20 protein-coding genes and 1 pseudogene are annotated in these 24,150 nt (G+C 63.0%); 20 read left to right on the forward strand and 1 reads right to left on the reverse strand.

Going from position 1 to position 24,150, the window contains the following annotated elements:
• Window positions 1-223 precede the first annotated feature (223 nt).
• From AMB_RS25495 to AMB_RS00640, 15 genes and pseudogenes are all read left to right on the forward strand, one after another.
• Window positions 224-1,996: a hypothetical protein gene (locus AMB_RS25495; RefSeq protein ID WP_158303911.1), complete on the forward strand. Its 1,773-nt coding sequence runs from the start codon at window positions 224-226 to the stop codon at window positions 1,994-1,996.
• Window positions 1,993-2,859, forward strand: coding sequence for a class I SAM-dependent methyltransferase (locus AMB_RS23095; RefSeq protein WP_011382561.1), 867 nt, complete (start codon window positions 1,993-1,995; stop codon window positions 2,857-2,859). Before AMB_RS25495 ends, AMB_RS23095 begins: the two co-directional genes overlap by 4 nt.
• Window positions 2,860-2,949: 90 nt before the next feature.
• On the forward strand, window positions 2,950-3,963 hold the full coding sequence (locus tag AMB_RS00580) for a glycosyltransferase family 2 protein (protein WP_050750593.1): 1,014 nt from the start codon (window positions 2,950-2,952) through the stop codon (window positions 3,961-3,963).
• 178 nt (window positions 3,964-4,141) lie between these two features.
• Complete coding sequence (locus tag AMB_RS00585) at window positions 4,142-4,810, forward strand: B12-binding domain-containing radical SAM protein (RefSeq protein WP_043743024.1); 669 nt, start codon at window positions 4,142-4,144, stop codon at window positions 4,808-4,810.
• Window positions 4,811-4,831: 21 nt separating this feature from the next.
• Window positions 4,832-5,635: pseudogene (locus AMB_RS00590) on the forward strand (B12-binding domain-containing radical SAM protein); the annotation flags it as partial.
• Between the two features lie 3 nt (window positions 5,636-5,638).
• Window positions 5,639-7,099 (forward strand): B12-binding domain-containing radical SAM protein, encoded by a 1,461-nt coding sequence (locus AMB_RS00595; protein WP_011382565.1) that lies wholly within the window; start codon window positions 5,639-5,641, stop codon window positions 7,097-7,099.
• Window positions 7,100-7,134: 35 nt separating this feature from the next.
• Entirely contained in the window at window positions 7,135-9,054 is a 1,920-nt protein-coding gene (asnB, locus tag AMB_RS00600; protein ID WP_011382566.1) for an asparagine synthase (glutamine-hydrolyzing), read from the forward strand.
• Window positions 9,051-10,751, forward strand: coding sequence for a hypothetical protein (locus tag AMB_RS00605; protein ID WP_011382567.1), 1,701 nt, complete (start codon window positions 9,051-9,053; stop codon window positions 10,749-10,751). Before asnB ends, AMB_RS00605 begins: the two co-directional genes overlap by 4 nt.
• Window positions 10,752-10,891: 140 nt before the next feature.
• Complete coding sequence (gene rfbF, locus AMB_RS00610; RefSeq protein WP_043743030.1) at window positions 10,892-11,674, forward strand: glucose-1-phosphate cytidylyltransferase; 783 nt, start codon at window positions 10,892-10,894, stop codon at window positions 11,672-11,674.
• Window positions 11,671-12,627 (forward strand): SDR family oxidoreductase, encoded by a 957-nt coding sequence (locus AMB_RS00615; protein WP_011382569.1) that lies wholly within the window; start codon window positions 11,671-11,673, stop codon window positions 12,625-12,627. The genes rfbF and AMB_RS00615 overlap by 4 nt, the downstream gene beginning before the upstream one ends.
• 13 nt (window positions 12,628-12,640) lie before the next feature.
• The gene (locus tag AMB_RS00620; RefSeq protein ID WP_011382570.1) at window positions 12,641-13,669 is read left to right on the forward strand and encodes an NAD-dependent epimerase/dehydratase family protein; all 1,029 of its coding nucleotides are present in this window, start codon (window positions 12,641-12,643) and stop codon (window positions 13,667-13,669) included.
• A gap of 160 nt (window positions 13,670-13,829) precedes the next feature.
• Window positions 13,830-14,288: a dTDP-4-dehydrorhamnose 3,5-epimerase family protein gene (locus AMB_RS00625; RefSeq protein WP_043743034.1), complete on the forward strand. Its 459-nt coding sequence runs from the start codon at window positions 13,830-13,832 to the stop codon at window positions 14,286-14,288.
• Entirely contained in the window at window positions 14,288-15,172 is an 885-nt protein-coding gene (locus AMB_RS00630; protein WP_011382572.1) for a glycosyltransferase family 2 protein, read from the forward strand. The genes AMB_RS00625 and AMB_RS00630 overlap by 1 nt, the downstream gene beginning before the upstream one ends.
• Before the next feature lie 81 nt (window positions 15,173-15,253).
• Window positions 15,254-16,267: a Gfo/Idh/MocA family protein gene (locus AMB_RS00635; protein WP_011382573.1), complete on the forward strand. Its 1,014-nt coding sequence runs from the start codon at window positions 15,254-15,256 to the stop codon at window positions 16,265-16,267.
• A gap of 16 nt (window positions 16,268-16,283) precedes the next feature.
• Complete coding sequence (locus tag AMB_RS00640; RefSeq protein WP_011382574.1) at window positions 16,284-17,384, forward strand: DegT/DnrJ/EryC1/StrS family aminotransferase; 1,101 nt, start codon at window positions 16,284-16,286, stop codon at window positions 17,382-17,384.
• A 30-nt stretch (window positions 17,385-17,414) separates the two neighbouring features.
• On the opposite strand, the gene AMB_RS25500 is transcribed toward AMB_RS00640, so the two are convergent.
• A complete protein-coding gene (locus tag AMB_RS25500; protein ID WP_050750594.1) occupies window positions 17,415-18,326 on the reverse strand; it encodes a metallophosphoesterase in 912 nt (303 codons plus the stop codon).
• A gap of 189 nt (window positions 18,327-18,515) precedes the next feature.
• Here AMB_RS25500 and AMB_RS00650 point away from each other — a divergent pair, with 189 nt between their 5' ends.
• The 5 genes from AMB_RS00650 to AMB_RS00670 are packed head-to-tail and all read left to right on the forward strand — an operon-like array spanning window position 18,516 to window position 24,150.
• A complete protein-coding gene (locus AMB_RS00650; protein WP_043743037.1) occupies window positions 18,516-20,129 on the forward strand; it encodes a hypothetical protein in 1,614 nt (537 codons plus the stop codon).
• Complete coding sequence (locus AMB_RS00655; protein ID WP_011382577.1) at window positions 20,126-21,241, forward strand: pyridoxal phosphate-dependent aminotransferase; 1,116 nt, start codon at window positions 20,126-20,128, stop codon at window positions 21,239-21,241. Before AMB_RS00650 ends, AMB_RS00655 begins: the two co-directional genes overlap by 4 nt.
• Window positions 21,238-22,326 (forward strand): Gfo/Idh/MocA family protein, encoded by a 1,089-nt coding sequence (locus tag AMB_RS00660; protein WP_011382578.1) that lies wholly within the window; start codon window positions 21,238-21,240, stop codon window positions 22,324-22,326. Before AMB_RS00655 ends, AMB_RS00660 begins: the two co-directional genes overlap by 4 nt.
• 2 nt (window positions 22,327-22,328) lie before the next feature.
• On the forward strand, window positions 22,329-23,369 hold the full coding sequence (locus tag AMB_RS00665; protein ID WP_011382579.1) for a Gfo/Idh/MocA family protein: 1,041 nt from the start codon (window positions 22,329-22,331) through the stop codon (window positions 23,367-23,369).
• A 13-nt stretch (window positions 23,370-23,382) separates the two neighbouring features.
• Window positions 23,383-24,150, forward strand: coding sequence for a 3-deoxy-manno-octulosonate cytidylyltransferase (locus AMB_RS00670; protein WP_011382580.1), 768 nt, complete (start codon window positions 23,383-23,385; stop codon window positions 24,148-24,150).

Consider the following 24,150-nt stretch of genomic DNA (forward strand, 5'->3'; position numbering starts at 1 on the left):
CGGCAAAATAGGATCCCGCTATTTTCCAGCGTCAATTTGAGTTGTTGTGCATGACGGCGGAGTCAATGTCTCGATATAATTATTTATATTATGGAGGATCTTGTTTATTTCTCGTGGTTGTCATTATATTTCTGATGAATATGTAAGATTTGCCATATCAGACTGGATATGAAGCCTGACTTCTGCCTGCGGCGGCCGTGTCTATCAATGAGGGATTGTCTTAATGAGTGATGCCTTCTCTTCTTTTGGCTCTGGCCGCGTCTGCACCAAGCATTCCGGCAGAAGCTGTGGGGTGGCATCATTAATTATTCTTGTCGCTATGACATTGCCATCCATAATTCTAGTTCTAAGCATGGCCGTCGGTCCAATGAAGCACTTGGATGAGCCGTTGGATATAATATGGATGCAGTTTCCGCGGACCATCTCGGCCTTTAATTCCCAGGGCTGGTTATTTCAGGGGATGGGTCTTGACTCGGTATTGAGCCAGCGTCTGGCATGTGTCGCTATTGAGGTGGCCGCCAGCTTGTTGCTTGCCAAGGGAGTTCTGGCCTATTTCAAGGTGTTTCTTGACCTGGAAATTGAGGCATTTTGGGTCTACGGGCTGTCGTTGACGGGCGCTCTGCTCTTCCCCCATGTCCTCTACCTCACTCCGTTGCCGTCCTATCTGGTCAGTTCTTCATTCAACGCCTGCTTTGGCCTGGTGTTGTGGTCGGTGGCGGCCGGCCGGTCCGCGCGGATGTCCTTGGTCGCCGGAATGGCCATGGGGGTCGTCCCGATATTTTGGCCGCCGATGGCTGCAATTGCCCCTCTCTTCATGAGTGTTTTCATTCTCGGCACGGCATGCGGCCGCGATGGAATGCTCAAGGGCGCCCGGCAATTGGTATTCATTATGTCGGGATTCATTGTCTCCTTTGGTGGGTTCTACGTAATCACGGGAGATGGGCCGCGCCTTCTTGCCGCATTGGCTGTTATCTCTCGGACCAGCAGGCCCATTTCTGTTGTTTTGACCCATAATGTCGACGACGCATTGCATATCATCAGGTCTGCGCTAACCATGCGGGCATTTCCCCCGTTTGTCGCAGCGATTGTGGTCGTGGCCCTGTCTTGGGTGCTCAGGCGGTTCACCACACTGGCAGACGTGGCTTTTTCCGGACTGGTTGCGATCGGTTGTTTGGGGTTCGCGGTGGGAACGGTGCTCCACACAACCTTGTATTTCCCCTTGCCGGCTGGAATGGCGATTGCGTTCGCATCGACGATCGCCCTTTCCCGTCACGCCTTCGAAGGGAGAGTGGTGGCCGGTCGCTTCCAAGCTGTCTGGCTGTTGGGCACTCTGTTTCTATTGCCCTATGTGCCATTTTTCGGATCGAGTCGGGGTGTGGTCTCAGTGGCGGACTGCAATGTCGCCCCGCTCTTCATACTGTGCGGTCTTGCTCTTGGGGTATTGGCAGCCAGGGGAAGAATATGCGGCTTCGCGGCGCGGGGGGCTGCAGTCGCACTGGCGTTCTGGGCGACGATGATCACGGCCGAGCGGGCGATGCTTTTATGGCGTGAAGGAAGCGTGCCCCTGGCGTCTCCGTTGCCGGAATTTCGGGCGTTGCGAGCCACGCCCGAGCAGAGGCTGTTTAGCGACGAGCTATATGCGCTGCTGGCGGGGGCCAATGTCACGCGGCAAGGATGGCGTGTGGCAGGCTGGCTTTCGCCGACGGCCATGGCGCTTTCCGGGTTGCGTCCATTCGGGAGTGATTTCGGCCTCGGGGCCGGCAGCCTGTCCGAGTGTGAAAGCCTCAAGGCGGACACGCTGGAGCCGGAGGAGCGTCTGGTTCTGATCGGCTCCGGGTCGCCGGGAGCAAGCTATGTGCAATGTCTTCGTGCGGTCGGCCTGGACTTTCCCGAGGCATTTTCCGAAATTGGGCGCCTGCCGCCCGACCCTCTCATACCGCAAGAGGGGCGTGGGCAGGACTGGATTGTGTGGGTAGAGAAGGCGAAACGGTCATGATCGATATCGGCCACTTGTTCGTGTGCCCCCTTTGCCGGGAAGGTCTCACGTCCTCGGGCGACGGTTACGCCTGCACCTCATGCCACCGTCATTTTGGAAAAGCAAATGGGGTCTGGGATTTCAGGGTCGAGCCCGCCGCTGCCGAGCCGCCGCTTTACAGCGATCCCTTTTTCCGTCGCCACAGGGAATGTCTGGCGCAATTGCACGCCCAGCATTACGGCGAAAACTCCATGTCCGGACAGCTCGAGGACCGCTTTAAGCAGGTCGCCCGGAAGCTGATGGAGACGGAGCCTGATTTTGTCGGAGATATCGGCTGTGGAACCGGCGGTGCTTTCAGTACCTTCGGCCCGCCATCGCGGATGATCGGGGTCGATCAAGACATTAAGCTGTTGGAAGTTGCCGCGCGCAGATATCCCGAAGCCACTTTGGTGTGCTGTGACCTTCTGCGCTCTCCGCTGCGCCAAGGTGCGTTTCCCGCCCTCATCTGCCTTTGCTGCCTCGAGCACGTATACTGGCTGGAGGACTCGTTGGCGGTAATGCACGATTTGCTGGCTCCGGGCGGCCGTCTCTACGTCATGATTCCGACCGAAGGCGGGCTTGCCTGGTCGACGGCCCGTAACCTCTTCACCTTGTCCGTGAATGCAAAAATATCAGGCATGACAAATGATCAATACCGCCACGTGATGCGAATTGAGCATTGTAATAATTTTGAGGCTGTAAACAGCGCACTGTTCAAATTTTTCGAAATAGAGCGCTTTAATTTCTGGCCGATGGGTATTGGTGGGCATCACTTGAACCTCATTGGCCTCTACTCCCTGAAGCGGAGAACATCACAGATGATGGCGCTCGCTTCCAAGAGTTAGTTGTTGACATAAGGCTGCCGAATGGTGCTATTTTCCCCGAGTTTTCAGTGATGTCGGCCTCGTGCCGGGATGAGGCGAAGGCCAAGATCAATGTCGTCTTATGAGGGGCAGGCTAGGGAAGATTCGGGGGAATCCTTCGAACTGGTCAGTGTGATCGTTCCTGGTTACAACGAAGCCGACAGCATTGAAGAGTTGTACAGGCGGGTCGGTGCCGCGCTTGATGGCATTGGTCAACCGTTTGAATTTATTTATGTCGATGATGGAAGTACCGATAATTCTTTAGAAATTATCGAGAAGCTGCGCAAGACGAAGCGCAATATCAGGGTTATTTCCCATTACATCAATCACGGCAAATCGTTGGCCCTGATGCAAGGATTCGACGCGGCTTGCGGTGATGTTGCCGTGACGATCGACGCGGATCTCCAAGATTTGCCGGAGGAAATCCCGGCATTACTTGCCGAATTGCGGCGCGGTTTTGATTTGGCCAATGGGTGGCGCATTAATCGCCGGGATACGTTTGCCAAACGACAGGTTTCGCGTTTCTACAACGCTTTGACCAACCGTTTTCTGAAATGCTCGGTCCACGACATCAATTGCGGCCTCAAGGCCATGCGCCGCGATGTATACAAAAGCCTTCAACTGCGAGGCGACCTTCATCGCCTGATACCGGCTCTGGCGGCCGGCACCGGTTTTGCCGTTTCCGAGGTCAAGGTGGACCACGCCGACCGGAAGTATGGCTCGTCCAAATATCGACTGCTGCGTCACCGCGGTCTGCTGGACATCATCGTGGTCGCGGCCAGCCAGGCGGGCCGGACCCGTCCGTTCCATGTGTTCTTCGAACTGGGCATCACGATTTTTGCCATCGTCGGCCTGCCGTCCTTAATCGCTTGGTTGCTGGTGCAGTTCGTGGCAGAACCCGGTGGCGCCTGGGCCCGGGTCTGGAGCACGGGAACGCTGCTCTTGTTCGCCTGGTCGCTTTGCGTCGCGACCATGCTTCCCATCATCGGCTTCGTCATGGACATCAACACCGCTCGTTATCAGGATTATGACTGGCGGCGGAAACTGCTGCGCCCAGGGAAGGCGGACCCTGCCGGTGAGCCCTGATCGGGTTTGGCCTCAGCAGGCTTGAATTCCGCAGCCCGGATATGCAAGTCTCGATTAATCGCTAGGACGAGCGCGTTAAACCCCTGGTATTTCTGCGGGTTTACTTGCGACAACGGGACAATGTGGCAGGCTCTTGGCAATGATTGATGCACTTCTCATTTACCCGCGACTGGGCACTATGGATGCGCTGGTCACGGATATCCCACTCAGCTTGATCTATGCTGCTTCGGACAGCGTCAAGCGTGGATATGCCGTCAAGGTCGTCGATCTGCGTATTGAGCGGGAGGACTGGCGTGAGGTGCTCGCCCCTTACCTGCAGCAAGGTGTGAAGCTGGTCGGCATATCGGTGATGACCGGCCGGCCGCTGGTCAATTCCCGCGACATTTCCCAATTCGTGCGCGAAGTGGCGCCTAAGACCAAGATCATCTGGGGCGGGCCGCATCCCACGGTGGTTCCCGACACGATCAAAGAGACGTACATCGACTATCTGGGTCGAGGCTACGGGTCGGAATTGCTGGCCTCCTTGCTTGATCTGCTCAGCGGCAAGCGGGACGACATGGAGATCCCTGGTCTGTCGTACAAGCAGGCTGACGGGACTCCGGTGCACATTCCCCGTCCGAGCACTTTCGAGACTCTGAGCTACAAGGATCTTCCCTACCAGCTGATCGACGTCAACCATCCGGGATACGTCCGCAGCTACAATAACCAGCGCATCTTCCCGATCTTTACCAGCATCGGCTGCCCGTATAAGTGCAATTTCTGCGTCTCTCCAGCCGTTTATCGTGAGATCAACGGCGCCAAGTGGCGACCGCTGGAGAACGAGGAGGTCATCAACCATATCGAATAGGCCGTAAAGGAATTCGGCGCCAAGCACATCGTCTTCCTCGATGATACCAGCTTCCCGAAAATCGATCGCATGCGCTCCCTGTTCGAGGACATTCTCCAGCGCAAACTGGATGTGTCCTTGGAGTTCCGCGGCGCCCGCATCAACGAACTGGCCAAGATGGATGACGACTTCCTCGACCTCATGTGCCGGGCCGGCGGCCGGGTGCTGATGGTCGGCGTGGAATCCGGCAGCGACCGAATCTTGCAGAAATTCCAGAAGGGCATCACCCGCGCCCAGGTGATCGAGGTCAATCGCAAGCTGGCCCGGTTCCCGCAATTGGTGTGCATGTACAATATGCTCTACGGCGCACCCGGCGAGACCTACGAGGATCTTCTGGAGACCAAGAACCTGATCCTCCAGCTCATGAACGAAAATCCGTCGGCCTATGTGGGGGCCGGAGGTGACTGGAAGCCCATTCCCGGGACCCAGTTGGTGGAGATCGCCAAGCAGGAGTTCGGCTTTAAGGAGCCGTCCACCATCGATGAGTGGATCGAGATCGACACTTCGGATGCCACGGAGAAGATCCGCCATCCCTGGTACACCGACCGGCAAGACAACCTGATCCGCGTCCTGCAGGCCGGTGTCTTCGTTATCGACCGCAAGTTTATCAAAGAAAGCGCCAAGAACAAGACGTTGGTCTACCGGGTGATACGCACCCTGGCCCGCATCTATCGCCCATTCGCCATGGCGCGTCTCAACCACGATATTTATTGGCTTCCCATCGAATACGACCTGATGCGTATTGCCGGGCGGGTGGTGGCAAGTCTCAAGAAGCAGGCGGCCTGACCCATGGCAAAAGCTGTATTCCTGAAGCCCTCCGCGGGGGGCAAGGACCGCAATATCGTTCGCGACTTCATTTATGGTTGCTGGTGTAACGGCAAGCGGGTGGGCGGCATGTCCATGCCTCCCCTGCACGAGTTGATGGCGGCAACCCATGCCCGCCAGGACGGACTGGAGATCCTGTTCGTCGACGCCCAGTACGAGCCCGAGCGTTTCGCCGCGCTCGAACGGCAGCGGTTCGACGGTGTCATTGCCATCTGCATGATGAGCTCGACGCAGTCCTTCCGTCAGGACCTGGAGGTGATCCGCGCCATCAAGCAGCTCAATCCCAAGGTCAAGAGCGTGCTGTACGGGTCGCATCCCACTTTCATGCCCAATTTCTGCCTGAAGGAGCCCGAGGTCGACTTCATCGCCACCCGGGAGGCGGAGGAGAGCCTGCGCGAACTTCTGGGTGCGCTCCTTAACGGCGACAATTGGGAAGGCATCGCCGGCATCGGCTGGCGCGACGCCGATGGCAAGCCGCAGATGAGCCCGACGCGGGCGTTCGCCAACATGAACGACCTGCCCATTCCGGACCGCAGGCTGTTGCCGGCCAAGGTCGACTATTTCAACCCCATGGTGAAGCGGGTGCCCTTCACCACGATGATCACCTCGCGCGGCTGCCCCGCCCGCTGCAACTATTGCACGGCGCCGACCTTCTACGGCAACAAGACCCGCGCCCGCAGCACCGCCAAGATCATCGAGGAACTGCGCGAGATCCGGGATCTGGGTTATCGCGAGATCTTCTTCCGCGACGAGACCTTCTCGGCCTACAAGGGCCGGAACATGCAGGTCTACGAGACCATGCTGTCCGAGAACCTGGACTTCACCTGGATCGCCAATGGTCGTGTCGACATGATTGATCGCGAGCAATTGGCCCTGATGAAGCGGGCGGGGTGCCACACCCTCAAGTTCGGCGTCGAGACCGGCAGCCAGATGATGCTCGATACCTACAAGAAGGGCACGACCATCGAGCAGGCGGTGGAAGCGTTCCGGACGGCCCGGGAGGTGGGGATCAACACCCATGCCCACATCATCTTTGGCGGACCGGGCGAGACACTGGACACCATCCGCCACACGGTGGATTTCGTCTCCAACACGCTGAAGGCGACCACCGCCACGTTCGGAATTCTGACCCCCTATCCCGGGACGGAGCTTTTCGACATGGTCGCCGAGCGCCACCCCGAGATCATGGACGGTTCCGCCTCGAACATGGAGAATCTCCATACCGAGAGCTTCTATTCCTCCGCCCTGTGCGATATTCCGCCTGAGACTTTGTCTAAGGAGATCGTCCGCGCCTACCGTGGCTTTTATCTCCGGCCCGCCTATCTGCTGCACAAGCTGCGGCTGATCAGCAGCATCGAGGAGTTCATGGTCAACGTGATCGCTGGGCTGAACGTGGTCTCGTTCGCCGTTTCCGGAAAGAAGTAGCAGCCCCCTGGGGGCCATAGACCCGGGGGAAGGGTATGTGCGGCATTTTCGGTATGGTCCGGGGGGGCGGTCGGCCGGTTGAGTCCAATGTGCTGGCCGCCATGAAGACGGCCTTGCATCATCGTGGGCCCGACGGCAACGGGATCTTCGCCGAGGGGCCGGTGGGTCTGGGCAATACCCGGCTGGCGGTGGTCGATACCGCCGGCGGCTCCCAGCCGGTGATCGACCCGTCCAGCGGCGCGGCCATCGTCTATAACGGTGAACTCTTCAACCACCTGGAACTGCGCGCGGAACTCGAATCGGTGGGCTGGTGCTTCCGGACCCATTCCGATACCGAGGTGGTGCTGGCTGCCTTCTGCGTCTGGGGCGAGGATTGCGTGCTGCGCTTCAACGGCATGTATGCCTTCGCCGTGTTCGATCCCAAGGCTCGGAGGGTATTCATCGCCCGTGATCCGGCGGGCATCAAGCCGCTCTATCTGACCGAGACCGCGGATGGTCTGGCCTTCGCGTCGGAAGCCAAGGCGCTGTTGCCGATCGCGGGACGCCGCCCTGACTGGCAGGCGCTGTGGGGCTACCTCACCTATGGCTATATGGCGCCGGATTGCTCTCCCTTTGCCGGAATCACCAAGTTTCCCGCCGGTTCCCTGGCCTGGATCGACCTGGAGCTGCCGGCGGCGCGTCTTGCCGTCAGACCCTATTGGCAGCCCCGGTTCGGCTGCGGGGCTCCGCTTGCCGAGGGCGAGGCCGTCGACCGACTGGATGCGCTTCTGTCCCAGGCGGTCAAGCATGAGTTGATGAGCGACGTGCCGGTGGGGCTTTTCCTGTCCGGCGGCCTGGATTCCTCGGCGGTTGCCTATTACGCCGCCCGCCGCCACGGACAGGCCATTTCCTCGTTCGGCCTGGCCTTCGAGGAAACGACCCACGATGAGTCGAACGATGCTCGCACGGTCGCCAGGCATCTGGGGATCGAGCATAAGGAACTGATGTTCTCTCCGGCCCTGGTGCGCGAGGGGCTGCGCCGGGTAACGGAGACCATGGATGAACCCTTCGGCGATTCCACGGTGGTGCCGCTGCTGATGTTGTCGCGCTTCGCCCGCGAGCATGTCACGGTGGTCCTGACCGGGTGGGGTGGGGACGAGGTGCTGGCTGGCTATCCAACCTTGACCGCCCATCGGGTGGCCAGCCTGTATCGCCGTTTGCCGGGAATGCTGGCCCATGGCTTGGTGCCCGCCCTGGTCGACCGGCTGCCGGTCTCGGACAAGTATCTGAGCTTTGAATTCAAGGCCCGGCGCTTCCTGCGCGGTATGAAACTGACCCCAGAACAGCAGCATTTTCTCTGGATGGGCTATTTCGACGACGCCTTCAAGCATGCCCTCCTGACTCCAGATGTGACGGCGCAGGTGGCGCAGCAGGACAGCCTGGCGCACTTTGCCGGCATGGCCGCCGGGATGGCGGAGCCGACCCTGACCGACCGGATCATGCATCTGGACTTCCGCTACTTCCTGCACGGCAACGGCCTTTTTCAGGCGGATCGCATGACCATGGCCGCCTCGCTTGAGGCGCGGGTTCCGTTGCTGAACAAGCAGATGCTGGATTTCGCTCTGCCGCTGCCCGCCGGGCTCAAGATGGCGGGTGGCACGCCGAAGGGATTGCTGAAGAAGGCCCTGGCCCCCCATCTGCCGCCTGCCATCCTGAGCAAGCCCAAGAAGGGATTCGGGCCGCCGTCGGGGCATTGGGTCCGTTCGGTGTTTGGCCCGTTGCTCGACCATTTGTTCAGCCGCGAGCGGATCGAGGCCCAGGGCATTCTCAACCACGCCACGGTCGCGCGCCTGCTGGCCGAGCATCGGGAACTCAAAGCCGACCACGGCCGTACGCTGTGGGCGCTGATGTCATTACAATTGTGGTATGACCGTTTCATTCTGGATCAGGCGTCCCCCCTGGAACGCGCGGCATGATCACGTCCCTGGATGCACCGGCCCGCCGCGCCTTTTACCGCGCCGAAGTATTGCGTTACGCACCAAGGCTGCTGTCCCAGTTGGATCGCTGCCCCCTGTCGGCGGCGGCCGGTTCCGCCGACCGGGAATACTGGGCCTGGGCGACAAAGGACTTTGCCAACCAGGACATGCAGCGTGGCATTCGGGTGCTGGCCTACCTGTTTGCCAACCAGTTTCCCGGCAATCCCTTCGCGGGCCAGCCCGCCATGCTGGCCTGGATCGAGCGGATGGTGGGCTTTTGGAGCCGTAGCCAGAGCATATCGGGAGCGTTCGACCATCTCTATCTGAACGAGAACAGTTGGATGGCCGCGGCGTTCACCCTGGTGGACATGGCCGGTGCCTTTGATCATGCCGGCTCGGCGGTTTCAGCGGAATGCCGGACGCGCTGGCTCGAGACCATGCGCCGCGCCGCTGTCCACCTGGTGGAGCGGGACGAGGAGCACGCTTTCATCAGCAACCATCGGGCTGCCGGTGCGGCGGGATTGCTGGCCGCTCACCGGTTGATGGGAGATGAGTCCTTTCGTCGGCGCGGCCAGTCGATCATGGACGAGATCTACCGGCACCAGTCCCCCGAGGGCTGGTACGCGGAATATGGTGGTGCCGACCCCGGCTATCAGACCCTTGATACTCATTACCAGGGGCTCTTTTATCGGGAATGCGGCGAGGCTCGGGTTTTGGACTCCGTCTCGGCGTCCATCGAGTTTCTGTCCTACTTCGCTCAGCCTGACGGCAGCGTCGGAGGGGAATACGGCAGCAGGGCCTGTCCCCATTTCTTTCCCGGCGGCTTCGAAGTCTTTGCGTCTCACCTGCCGCTGGCCGAGGCCCTGGCGGGCCATTGCGTCGCCGGGCTCGCGCTCGGTAAATCCGCAGGCCTGTCCGAGTCCGATTGCCGCAACGAGATTCCCATGGCGACGAGCTATGTGGTCGCCATGGAGGCGATGGACCGGGACACATCGCCCCGGACCGCCATACCGCTGCCCCTTTCCCGCAGATTCGAGCGCGCCTGGTCGGAAGCCGGTATGATGGTCCGCAACGACGGATGCCGCTATACCATCATTGGCGCGTCCAAGGGGGGGACCCTCAAGGTATTCGACCTGGCCAGCGGCAGCCTGGTCCATTCGTCCTGCGGCTATGCGGCCAATGATGCAACGGGACGTGACGTTTCCACCCATCTGTGGACTCTCAACCCCGACTACACTCATGGATTGGCTGTGGGCGAGAATCCGCTTGCGCCGGCACGCCTCGTCACCGTCAGGGCGCCGTTCTTCCGCTTTCATCGCCGCCGTCTGATGTCGCCGCTGAAACTGCATCTGTTCCGGCTGTTCAACATGACCGCCGGACGGATTATCGCCGTCAATAATTTTGTACGGCGGGTATTGATCGTCGGCCAGTTTATCAGTGGCCGCCATCGAAGCTCTGCGTGCCTGACGCGTGTCATCAGTTTCGGCCAAGAAGGCGGAATCTCAATCTCGGATCGCTTTGACGGGCTCGGAGGATTCACCGGGCTGCGCGAATACGGGTTCCTGTCCACTGTCTACATGGCATCAGCCAAGTATTTTCGCCCGCAGGACATGAGCCACGAGTGGGTAAGTGAAGAGCTTGATCCCGCAATCGAGCGGGTGACCGATGTTCCGGCACCAGAAGGTGCTCCTCAATAGCGTTCGTACCACCGCCAGACCTGCGTTTCCACGGCCGGAGGTCGTCCAGGAAGCCTGGTCTGGCGAGACATTCCAAGATGCTTGATCGTCCCGAGCGATTGCGGGATTATCCGCACGCATTGAACGCCCGAGGTGGGTTTATGAAGGTTGTCATTCTGTGCGGCGGTTTCGGGACGCGGATCCGCGACGTGGCCGACGACATTCCCAAGCCGATGATTCCCATCGGGAATCTGCCCATCGTCTGGCACATCATGAAGAGCTACTCGGCGGCGGGTCACAAGGACTTCGTGCTGTGCCTGGGTTATAAGAGCCACGCGGTGAAGCAGTTCTTCCTGAACTACGACATCCACGGCGGCGACTTCACCATCGCGCTGGGAGCCGAGAAGCAGATCACCCATCACGGCGAAGTGCGCCACGACGACTGGAGCGTCACCCTGGCCGAGACCGGGCTGAACGCCATGACCGGCGCCCGCATCAGGCGGATCAGGAAGTATCTGGGCGACGACGAGAACTTCCTGCTGACCTATGGCGACGGGGTTTCCGATGTGGACCTGGACGCTCTGCTGGAATTCCACAAGTCCCACGGCAAGATCCTGACGGTGACCGGCGTCCATCCGCCCGGCCGCTTCGGCGAGATCGAGCACGCCAACGGTCAGGTTCAGGGCTTCAACGAGAAGTCGCAGACCACCTCGGGCATGATCTCGGGGGGCTATTTCGTCTGCCGGCGCGAGATCTTCGATTACCTCGACGACCGCGAGGATCTGGTGTTCGAGGTCGGCCCGGTCCGCGCCCTGGTGGCGGCGGGCGAGATGATGGTCTACGAACATCACGGCTTCTGGCAGTGCATGGACACCTACCGCGACTGGAGTCTGCTGCGCGATCTGTGGGACAGCGGCAAGGCGCCCTGGAAGTCGTGGGAATGAGCAAGGGCTCTCCAATCCTTCTGACCGGCGGCTTCGGCTATCTCGGCGGTCGTATCGCACGGCACTTGCTGGCCCAGGGCAAAAAGGTGCGCATCACCACAAGGCGTGGCCCGGAGAGCTGGCCCGACTGGGCCAAGGACGCCGAAGTGGTGCGTCTTAAGCCCTCCGACGATACCGCCTTGCTGGCGGCCTGCCAGGGCGTGTCGGCCCTGGTCCATCTTTCGGCCATGAACGAAGTGGATTGCACCACCGATCCGGTGGGCGCGCTGGAGGCCAACGGCGTCGACACGGTGCGGCTGCTGCAGGCGGCGCTGAAGGCCGGTGTCGGGCGCTTCGTCTATTTCTCCACCGCCCGGGTCTATGGCGAGCCGCTGATCGGGCGGATCGAGGAGAGCATGATCTGCCGCCCGGTCCACCCCTATGGCATCAGCCACAAGGTGGCCGAGGATTACATCCTGGCCGAGCACGCCAAGGGCCGCATCCAGGCGGCCTGTCTGCGGCTGTCCAATGCCCTGGGCGCGCCGGCCGATCCGCTGATCAACCGCTGGACCCTGGTGGCCAACGATCTGTGTCGCCAGGCGGCGTCCACCGGCAAGATGGTGCTGAAAAGCAGCGGCGTGGCGCTGCGCGATTTCATCCCCATGGCCGAAGTGGCCCGCGCCGTCCAGGTTCTGCTGGAGGTCGACGGGCCTAAGTTGGGCGATGGCATCTTCAACCTGGGTGTGGGCCATTCCTCTTCCATCCGCGATCTGGCCGATCTGATCCTGGCTCGGGCCGAGGCGGTGCTGGGCACCCGTCCGGTGCTGGAGCGCCCCGATCCCAAGCCGGGCGAGGTGGCCGATCCCCTGGACTTCCGGGTGGACAGGCTGGCGGCGGCGGGCTTTGCCGCGTCCCGAGATCTGGCGCCCGAGATCGATCAAACCCTGATTTTGTGCCGCAAGGCCTTTGGCTGACGGAGTTTCTTCCATGCGCGTCCTGGTTACCGGTCATAACGGCTATATCGGCCCCGTGATGTTGCGGGTGCTGCAGGCGGCCGGTCACGATTGCGTCGGTCTCGACACCGACTACTTCGTGGGCTGCGAGTTCGAGGCGGCCAGGGCGCCCTGCCCGGAACTCAAGGTCGACATCCGCGACGTGGAGCCGAAGCATCTGGAAGGCTTCGACGCTATCGTCCATCTGGCCGCCCTGTCCAACGACCCCATGGGCGACATAAACGACGACTGGACCTACGACATCAACCTGCGGGCCACCATCAAGCTGGCGGAATACGCCAAGGCCGCCGGCGTAAAGCGCTTCGTCTACGCCTCGTCGTGCTCCATCTACGGCTCGTCGGGCATCGCCGGCTTTGTCGACGAGACGGCGCCCTTCGCGCCGCTGACCGCCTATGCCATCAGCAAGGTGAAGTGCGAGGAGGCCCTGGCCGCCCTGGCCGGGCCGGGCTTCTCGCCCACCTATATGCGCAACGCCACGGCGTTCGGCGCCAGCCCCCGGCTGCGCGTCGACATCGTCTTGAACAATCTGTGCGCCTGGGCGGTGACCACCGGCAAGATCAACATCATGAGCGACGGCAGCCCCTGGCGCCCCGTGGTCCACATCGAGGACATCAGCCGCGCCGTCGCCGCCGTGCTGGCCGCCCCCGTCGAAGTGGTGCACGATCAGGGCTTCAACGTCGGCCTGAACAGCGAAAACTACCAGGTGCGCGACATCGCCGGCTTCGTCAGGGCGGTGGTGCCCGAGGCCGAGGTCACCTATGCCGGCGGCAACAATCCCGATCCGCGCTCCTACCGGGTCAGCTTCGACAAATACGCCAAGGCCTTTCCCGACTTTCCCCTGACGTGGACGGTGGCGGCCGGCGCCCGCGAGCTGGTGGACGCCTACCGCGCCCACGGCCTGACCCTGGACGAGTTCCAGGGACGGCGCTATATCCGCCTCAAGCAGATCAAGCACCTGATCGACACCGGCCTGGTGGACGACAGCCTGCGCTGGACGAAGTAATAACGGCGTGACTCCTGATGGGGCTCCCGCCCCGGCCCCGGTTGGAGGCGATGCCTCCAAACCTCCCTTTGATTCATAAATACGAAGAGGGTTTGGGGCATGGCCCCAAATGGGTTCGGGCGATAGCCCGATACGGTCACCCCAGGACAAGGAAGTGCCCATGTCTTCGAAGATTCACGGCCTCAACATCATCCCGCTGCGCAAGATCCCCGACGAGCGCGGCACGATCATGCACATGCTCCGGGCCGACGCGCCCCATTTCGACAAGTTCGGCGAGGTCTATTTCGCCACCGCCTATCCCGGCGTGATCAAGGCCTGGCACCTGCACACCAAGCAGGCCCAGAACTATTGCTGCATCCAGGGCATGATCAAGCTGGTCTGCTACGACGACCGCGCCGACAGCCCGACCAAGGGCGTGCTGCAGGAAATCGTCATGGGCGATTTGAACTATGTGCTGGTGCAGATTCCGCCGCTGCTGATCAACGGCTGGAAGTGCATCGGGACCCAGACGGCACTGCTGGCCAATTGCGCCGACATGCCCCACGACCCCACCGAGATGAAGCGCATCGATCCCTTCGACCCGGCCATTCCCTATGACTGGGCGTTAAAGCACGGCTGATGACTCCGCGCGTCTCCATCGTCATTCCCACCTATAATCAGGCGGATTTTCTCAAGGAATGCCTGGATTCAGTGCTGGCCCAGAGCGTGGCCGACTGGGAATGCGTCGTGGTCAACAATTTCTCCGCCGATCACACCCGTGACGTGGTCCTGGCCTATGGCGATCCGCGCATCCAGCTGATCGACTTTGCCAACCAGGGCGTCATCGCCGCCTCGCGCAATGTCGGTATCCGGGCAGCCAAGGCCGAATGGGTGGCCTTCCTCGATTCCGATGATCTGTGGGAGCCGGTCAAGCTGGAACTGTGCCTGGCGGCGGCCACCGATCAGGTGGATCTGGTTTCCCACCCCGAGCACTTCCTGAAGGACGGGGTCACGGGCAACGTCACCGAAGCGGCCCCGGCCGAACGGTGCGGCTTCGAGCGTCTGGTGCTGGACGGCAATTGCCTGTCGCCATCGGCGGTGCTGGTGCGCCGGACCCTGCTGGAGCGGGTCGGTGGTTTTTGCGAGGACCGTGAGGTCATCACCGCCGAGGACGCGGATCTGTGGCTGCGTCTTGCCGCCTTGGGGGCGCGCATGACCTGTGTCGACCGGCCCCTGGGCTTTTACCGCCTGCACGGCGAGCAGAACTCCAAGGGCGTGGCCCGGCATATGGAGGCCTCGCTGACTGTGCTGGAGCGCCATCTTCCCGCCCTGCCCCACCGGGGTGGCTGGCGGGGGCGGCGTGCCCGGGCGCGGATCATCTACGGTGCGGCAAGGACCGAGCAGAAGCTGGGCCGGGGCCGGGCGGCCCTGTCGCTGCTGGCCCGTTCGGCCCGGCTGTGGCCGTTCCAGCCGCGTCTGCTGCCGGCCTTTCTCCTGTGCCTCCGGGCTTTGCCCGGGTCGTGAACGTGAATTGGTTTTGACCCGCGCCCGCGATTGTTCCAGTATCGCGGCGCTTTTCAGCCCCCATCGGAGCCCCGGACCACCATGATCAAAGTCGGCGTTATCGGTTTCGGTTACTGGGGCCCCAATCTCGTCCGTAATTTCGCCACGTCCGACCGCTGCAAGATGGTGGCCGTGGCCGACCTGGATTCAAAGCGCCTGGCTGCGGCCGAGCGCTCCTATCCCGGCATCCGCACCACCACCAATCCCGCCGATCTGTTCGCGGCGGCCGATATCGACGCGGTCGCCATCTCCACGCCGGTGCAATACCATTTCGATCTGGCCCTGGCGGCGCTGCAGGCCGGCAAGCATGTGCTGGTGGAAAAGCCCATGGCGGCGTCGGCCGCCGATTGCCGCCGTCTGATCGACGAGGCGGCGAAGCGCAAGCTGACCCTGATGGTCGACCACACCTTCATCTATACCCCCGCCGTGCAGAAGATGCGCGATCTGGTCCAGACCGGCGAGCTGGGCGAGATTTATTATTACGACTCGGTGCGGGTCAATCTGGGCCTGTTCCAGCACGACGTGAACGTGCTGTGGGATCTGGCGGTGCACGACCTGTCCATCATCGAATACGTGCTGGGCAAGGTGCCGGTGGCGGTATCGGCCACCGGCATCAGCCATGTGCCGGGCGCGCCGGAGAACATCGCCTACCTCACCATGTTCTTCGAGGATTCGACCATCGCCCACGTCAACGTCAACTGGCTGGCCCCGGTCAAGGTGCGCCAGACCCTGATCTCGGGCTCGAAGAAGATGGTGGTCTTCAATGAGCTGGAGCCCTCCGAGAAGATCAAGGTCTATGACAAGGGCATCGTGCTCAACGATGACCAGGAACAGATCAATAAGTTGATCGCCGGCTACCGTACCGGCGATATGTGGGCACCGCAGCTGGCGGGAACAGAGGCCCTGGCCGCCGAGGTCAGGCATTTCGCCGATTGCATCGAGACCGGCACGGCGCCGCTGACTGATGGCGAGATGGGCTACAACGTGGTCAAGGTGCTGGAGGCCGCGTCCAAGTCGCTGGCCCAGCGCGGCGCCTCGGTGGCCGTCGAACGCTGAGTTTGGAGACGTACAAATGATTCCCTTTCTTGACCTCAAGGCCCAGTACCGTCAGATCAAGGACGAGGTCGGCGCCGCCATCATGAAGGTGGTCGACAGCGGCGCCTATGTGGGCGCCGGTCCCGAGGGCAAGCCCTTCGAGGCGGAATTCGCCGCCTATTGCGGCGTCGCCGATGCCGCCGGCGTCAATTCCGGCACCACGGCGCTGCATCTCGCCCTGCTGGCCGCCGGCGTCAAGCCGGGCGACGAGGTGATCACCGTGGGCGCGACCTTCGTCGCTACCACGGCGGCGGTTCTTTATGCTAACGCCAAGCCGGTCTTCGTCGACGTCGACTCCGCCACCTGGACCATGGACCCGGCCAAGATCGAGGCGGCCGTCACGCCCAGGACCAAGGCCATCCTGCCGGTTCACCTGCACGGCCTGATGGCCGACATGGACCCCATCATGGCTATTGCTGACAAGCACGGTCTTAAGGTGGTCGAGGACTGCGCCCAGGCCCATGGTGCCGAATACAAGGGGCGTCGGGCCGGTTCCATCGGCCATGTGGGCTGCTTCAGCTTCTATCCCGGCAAGAATCTCGGCGCCTATGGCGAAGGCGGCGCCATCGTCTCCAACGATCCCGAGATCATGAAGACGGTGCGCATGCTGCGCGACTGGGGCCAGGCCAAGAAGTACGACCACGTGCTGAAGGGCTTCAACGCCCGCCTGGACGAGATCCAGGCCGCCGTGCTGCGGGTCAAGCTCCGGTATATCGAGGGCTGGACCGAGGGCCGCCGCGCCGTGGCCGCCCGCTATGAGGCCGGTCTGGGCGGTCTGGGCATCGGAATTCCCAAGCCGCCCGCCCATTGCCGCCACGTCTACCACGTCTACGCTATCCGCAGCGCCGACCGTGACGCGCTTCAGGCCAAGCTGCAGGAGGCCGGCGTCGCTACTGGTATCCACTACCCGGTGCCGGTCCATCTCCAGACCGCCTATGCCGATCTGGGCTACAAGGCCGGCGACCTGCCGGTGACCGAGCGGATCGCCAGCGAATGGCTGTCGCTGCCCATGTTCGCCGAGCTCGAACCCGGCCAGGTGGATGCCGTGATTGCGGCGGTGAAGCAGGCTGGCGGCTAGGGCTGGCGCTTCAACTCACCATGACGGACTCTAGGTGTCGCTCGAGCGTAGGCGGAAGAGCGTGGCTTCGCCCGGGCAGTTGAAGCGGACAGGGGGAAGTCCGGTTCCCACGCCGCGTGAGGTGTAGCCCCACATGTTTTCCAACCGCCAGAGGCCTGCGGCCAGATGCTGGTGGGTGTCCAGCGCCGTGAAGACGGCTTTCCCTCCCGGCAGGCAGATTTGGCCGCCGTGGGTGTGTCCGCACAGATAGAGGGCCGCTCCGGCATGGGCGGCCCGGGTCGCCAGATCCGGGGTGTGGGCGAGGACGATAGTGAAGCCGGTGACCCGAGTGTCAAAGGCCTCGATGGCGGCAGGCGTGAAGAAGCGGTTGACGTCGTCCAGGCCCAAGACGGTGATTTCCGCGCCGTGGCGATGCAGGGTCAGGCGGTCATTGACCAGGGTTGAAACACCATGGTGGCGAAATTCCTCCGCCATCTGCCAGCTATCGTGGTTGCCAAGAACGGCGATCGTGCCCTCCGTGGCCCGATAGGCCTGGAGCACCGGTGACAGAATCTCCAGTGTCTGCGTCGCCGATGGTTGTCCACGGGTCTGGTAGTCCCCCGTGAGTACGGCGAGGTCGACACGGACGCCTTTGAGGCATGCGGCAAGCTCCGCTTCCAGGCCGGCAACATTTCCCACGTGCAGATCCGAAAGGTGCAGGATCGAGAAGCCGTCAAAGGCCGTCGGCAGTCCCGGGCAAGGAAGGTCCAGATCCAGCAGCCGCACGCGCCGGGCGTTTTCCCGTCCGCGATTCCATAGGCCGGCAAGACGGAGAGCCAGTGCGGTCAGCCATTCGAAACCGACAAGCAGCGACGTGGGGCGTGGCCCCAGAATGCTGCTTCGTCCCGGAAGGGCTTCCATCTGCTGGCGTTCGCGGCGCCACTGCTCATGATCCGCAGGCATATTCAAAGCTTCCCTCCGTGCCCGGGCGTCGGGAAAGCCCCGAGCGGTCGAAAGATAAGTGCACGTGCTGGCGGCACGGCCCCATACTGGGCTATTCTGCTCCGGTTTGACGAAGGGATTGTTAGACGAGATTGCTCTTGCGGAGATTGACCTGTTGCTGACCCGCTGTGCCAAGTTCCGGTTGGGGGTATGGCTCCTGCCTCCATCATGACCGTCCGGCTGGTTTCGCCCCGGGATAAGCCGACCCTCAGCGAGGCCGGAGAGGGGTGGGTGGCCATAGGGGGCGACGAGGTTGATCTGGACCCGAGCCGCCGCATCGAGACGGCGACCGCCCTGGAAGCCGCGTTTGCCGCCGTCATTCCCGACTTTCTGGCCTTGTGCCGGAACCTGGGCGCCGATCCCTCGGCGGTTCTGGCTCACACGCCCTCGGCGGCGGCTAATGTCTCCGACCTGGGGCTGATGATGGCCTGGAGCCGTCTGGTGGAGACTTGGGCGGGCGAGGGGCGCAAGACCGTTCTCGTTTGCGCCGACCCCTGGTTGTACCGGCATCTGGCAGGACTGCCCGGCGTCAACGCCGCCCCACCGCCATCGCTGCCCGGACCGCTTCCCCGTCTGCGGGGCTTTGCCGCCCGTCTGCGCTATGGCCTGCGGGCCGCCCTGGGCGTGCGGGCGAAGCCCACCACCCCGCAGGGGCGGTCATGGCTGTTGTCTTATGCCAATCCCCAATCGGGTCCGGACGGCACCGACGCCTATTTCGGCCCGCTGATGCGCGAACGGGCCGATCTTTGCCGGATGCTGCACGTGGATTGCCCGCCGGAGGAGGCCCGGCGCCTGAACGGGGGCGGCCGAAGCTTCAGTCTCCATCACTGGGGATCGGCGCTTTTTGCTCTGACCGGCTTGCCCTTCGCCCGCTGGATTCCGCGCAAGGAGATGCTGGACGGGCCCTGGGGTTGGCTGGTGCGGCGGGCGGCGACGGGCGAGGCCGCCACCGCCCAGGGTGCGGCCATCGCCTGGCAAATCCATTGCCAGCGGCGCTGGCTGGCGGATGCGCACCCCCTTGCCGTGGCATGGCCCTGGGAAAATCACGGCTGGGAGCGCGATTTCTGCCGCGCCGCCCGGGGCCTGGGGGTGGCGAGCGCCGGCTATCAGCATTCCTCGGTGGGGCGGTTCGAGCTGAACCATCATGTGGACGCCAATCCCGACGGTCTTGCCAGCCTGCCCGATCGGGTGCTGTGCACCGGCGCCGTGACCCGCGACGCCCTGACCCGCTGGGGATTGCCCGAATCCCGCAGCCGCGTGGCTGGGGCATTGCGCTATGGCTTCGCCCGAGGACCGCGCTGGGATAGGGACGCCCCGCTGTTTGTCGCCTTGCCTGGCGACATGGCCCTGGCGGCCCAGATGGTCGGCGCGGTGTCCCGCGTGGCGCCTGGCTTGGGGCGCAAGATCCTGATCCGTCCCCATCCCGTCTATGACGTAGCCGTTCCCGAGACCCACCTGGTGACGCGGGCGGCCACCGGTCTCGGCGGACAGGCGGCGGTGTCGGCGGTAATCTACGCCGCCACCACGGTGGGCCTGGAGGCGGTGCTTTTCGGCCTGCCCACCATCCGCTTCATCGCCGCCGGTTGCATCGCCCATGATATTCTGCCAAACACCGTGAATGTCCCCGCCGCCGATGAGGCCGGATTGGCTGCCGCCATCGAAAGGGCCGAGCCGCCGCCCACCGTCGCGCGTGACGATGTCTTTGCCCCTGTGGATCACGATGTGTGGCGCCAAGCGCTACCCCTGCCCAAGGCCGCCTCATGAGCGCATCCCGTTTCGCCCCGCCTTCGCCTCGCCCCGAGATCGCCGATTCCGGCCTGACCCGCCCCGACTGGGTGGGCAATAACCCTCGCGATCCGGGCAAGCTGTGGCTCGACAAGAACGAGAACACCGATCCGGCGATGATCGAGCTGGTGCGGTCGGTCATCGCCTCGGTTCCTGCCGACGCGGGCTTCACCTATCCCGACCTGGGGCCGGTGTATCGCAAGCTGGCCCCCATGGTGGGCGTGCCGCCCCAATGCCTGCTGCTGACCCCGGGGTCGGACGGCGCCATCCGCGCCGTGTTCGAGGCCTATATCGCGCCGGGCGACAAGGTGCTGCACACGGTTCCCACCTTCGCCATGTACGGGGTCTATGCCCGCATGTACGGCGCCCAGGTGACGGGGCTGGAATACCGTCCCTCCAATGCCGGGCCGGTGCTGCATGCCGACGACGTCGTCGCCGCCATCGCCACGTCCAAGCCCAAGCTGGTCGGACTGCCCAATCCCGACAGCCCCACCGGCACGGTGTTCTCCCAGGCCGATCTTCGCCGCATCATCGAGGCGGCGGGAGAGGGCGGCGCGCTGATCCTCATCGACGAGGCCTATTATCCCTTCCACGCCGAGACGGTGCTGCCCTGGGTGATGGAGTACCCCCATCTGGTGGTCTGCCGCTCAACCGGCAAGGCCTGGGGCATGGCCGGCGTCCGCGTGGGCTATGCGGCGGCGCATCCCGACGTGGCGGTGATGCTGCACAAGGTTCGTGCCATGTACGAGGTCGGCGCGCTGTCGGCCGCCGTGTTCGAGCGCATGCTCGACCACGAGGATGCCATGCGGGAATCGGTGGCGCGGATCAGCGCCGGCAAGGCCCATTTCCTGGCCGCCATGGACGAATTAGGCTTCCAGACCCTGAAGGGACAGGGCAATTTCCTGCATGTGGCCTTCGGGGCCAGGGCCGAGGCGATCCATGCCGCCCTGGCGCCGCAGGTCTATTACCGCAAGGATTTCGCCGAGCCCTGCCTCAAGGGCTTCTCGCGTTTTTCCGCCACCACGGCGGAGCTGTTCAACCCGGTGATTGAAGCCATCCGGGATGTGGTCAAGGGAGAGGGACAGTCATGAAGACGGTCAAGGTTGCGCTGATCGGCTGCGGCCGAGTCGCCGGGCATCACCTGCGCTCCATCGCCAAGGTGGAGGGCGGCGAGATCGTTGCCGTCTGCGATCTGGCCGAGGACAAGGCCAAGGCCTATGGCGCGGAATATGGCATTCCCTTCTTCACCAACTACCACACCATGCTGCAATCCATGCCCGAGATCGACGTGGTGGCGATCATCACGCCGTCGGGCATGCATTTCGAGCACGGCATGGACGTGCTGACCCGCTACGGCAAGCACATCATCATGGAAAAGCCCACCTTCATGCGGCCCGAGCAGCTGCACGTCGCCTATGACGAGGCGGCGAAGAAGGGCGCGAAGATTTTCCCCGTCTTCCAGAACCGCCACAACAAGGCGGTGCGGAAGGTCAAGGAGGCGCTGTCCAACGGCGAACTGGGCGACATCCGCATCATGAACGTGCGGCTGCGCTGGTGCCGGCCGCAGCGCTATTACGACCTGTCGCCGTGGCGCGGCACCTTCAGCCATGACGGCGGCGCCATTTCCAACCAGGGCATCCACCACGTGGACCTGCTGCGCTTCCTGGGCGGCGAGGTGGACAAGGTCAGCGCCACCATGCGCACTCTGGGCGCCGAGATCGAGGTGGAGGACACCGTGGTCTCCACCTTCACCTATCCCGGCAAGGCGGTGGGCTCGCTGGAAGTGACCACTGCGGCCCGGCCCGACGATTTCGAGGCCTCGGTGTCCATCGTCGGCTCCAACGGCCTGGCCCAACTGGGCGGCTGGGCGGTCAACGAACTGCAGGTCTTCACCCCCGATCCCTCCGCCTGCGCCACCTATTCGGAAAAGATCCCCGACGCCTACGGCTTCGGCCACACCACGGTCTACGCCAATCTGGTGGCCGATCTGAACGGGGTGCGGCCCTTCGACGTGACCCGCGAGGATTGCCTGGCCTCACTCAAGCTGTGGCACTCGTTCTACCGCTCGGACGAGGCCAATGGCGCCTGGACCAGTGTGGATTCCGACGAGCAGTCGCCCCGCCTGGGCCGCGCCAACGACGCCGTGTCCAACCTCTACCGCACCCCCGCGCCCTGATCATGAGCAAGCTGCGGGTCGGCATCGCCGGGTATGGAGTGGTGGGCCAGCGTCGGCGCCAGTTCATCGACCAGCGTGACGACATGGTCACCGTCGCCGTCTGCGACCGCACCTTCAAGGGCGAGGGGGTGCTGCCCGACGGCCTGCGTCACTACACCAATGCCCAGCGGCTGATGGAGGCGGAGACGCTGGACGCGCTGTTCGTCTGCCTGACCAATGACGTGGCGGCCGAGGTGACCTGCGCCGGGCTGGAGCGGGGGCTGCACGTCTTCTGCGAGAAGCCGCCGGGACGAGACGTGGCCGATATCGAACGGGTGATCGCCTGCGAGGCCCGCCACCCGGGGCTGAAGCTCAAATACGGCTTCAACCACCGCTATCATGACTCGGTGCGCGACGCCCTGGCGCTGCTGGCCTCGGGCGAACTGGGCCGGGTGCTCAACATGCGCGGCGTCTACGGCAAGAGCCAGTTCATCTCCTATGGGGCTCATTCCGACTGGCGGACCCAGAGGGCGGTGGCCGGCGGCGGCATTCTGCTGGATCAGGGCATCCACATGGTGGATCTGATGCGGCTGTTCGGCGACGAGTTCGACGAGGTCAAATCCATCGTCACCAACGATTTCTGGAAGCACGATATCGAGGATAACGCCTACGCCCTGATGCGCTCGCGGACCGGCGTGGTGGCCATGCTCCATTCCACCGCCACCCAGTGGCGGCACCGCTTCAATCTGGAAATCACCCTGGAAAAGGGGGCGCTGATCCTATCGGGCATCTTGTCGGGCTCCAAGAGCTACGGCGCCGAGACCCTGACGGTCGTCTGGGCTGACGGGGATGACAACGGCGACCCCAAGGAACAGACCACCCGCTATAACCGCGACCCCAGCTGGGCCGACGAGATCGCCGAATTCGCCGACGCAGTTTTGCGCGGCGGCGCCGTCGTCGCCGGGTCGTCCAATGACGCCCTGGAAACCATGCGGCTGGTTTATCGCATCTACTGCGCCGATTCCGCCTGGAAGGCCCGCTGGCATTTAAGCGACGAGATTTAAGGAGAGAGTCCCCATGACCCGCATCATCGGCCTTATCCCAGCCCGCATGGCCGCCAGCCGCTTTCCCGGCAAGCCGCTCTTTCCCATCCTTGGTCGCCCCATGATCGAGCACGTCTTCGAGCGTGCCAAGCTGTTCGGCCGCTGGGACGCCCTGGCCATTTGCACCTGCGACGAGGAAATCCGGGCCTTCGCCCAGTCCAAGGGCTATCCGGTGATCATGACGTCGGACAAGCACACCAGGGCGCTGGACCGGGTGGCCGAGGCGGCGACCAAGTGCGGCGTCGACGTGGCCGACAGCGACATCGTGCTGAACGTTCAGGGCGACGAGCCCATGATGCATCCCGACATGATCGCCGCCACCATCAAGCCCATGGAGGAGCGGTCCGAGGTGCGCGGCACCATGCTGGCCATGGACATCGTCGACGAGGCCCAGTTCCGCAATCCCGACGCGCTGAAGATCATCCACGACCTGTCGGGCCGGGTGCTCTATACCTCGCGCCAGCCCATTCCCCATTGCAAGACCTTCGGTCCCGAGCTGGAAGCCAAGCGCATCTACGGCATCTTCGGCTTCAAGTGGGACTTCCTGAAGCTGTTCACCGAACTGCCGCCCAGCCCGCTGGAGATCAAGGAGGCGTGCGATTCCAACCGCCTCTACGATTACGGCCATCACCAGCACATCGCGCCCTATCCCTTCCGCCCCAGCTTCTCGGTGGACAGCCCCCACGACATCGGCATCGTCGAGGCGGCCATGAAGGACGATCCGCTGTGGGGGACGTACTAA

It is taken from the genome of Paramagnetospirillum magneticum AMB-1 (assembly GCF_000009985.1).
GTDB classification, from domain to species: Bacteria; Pseudomonadota; Alphaproteobacteria; order Rhodospirillales; family Magnetospirillaceae; genus Phaeospirillum; species Phaeospirillum magneticum.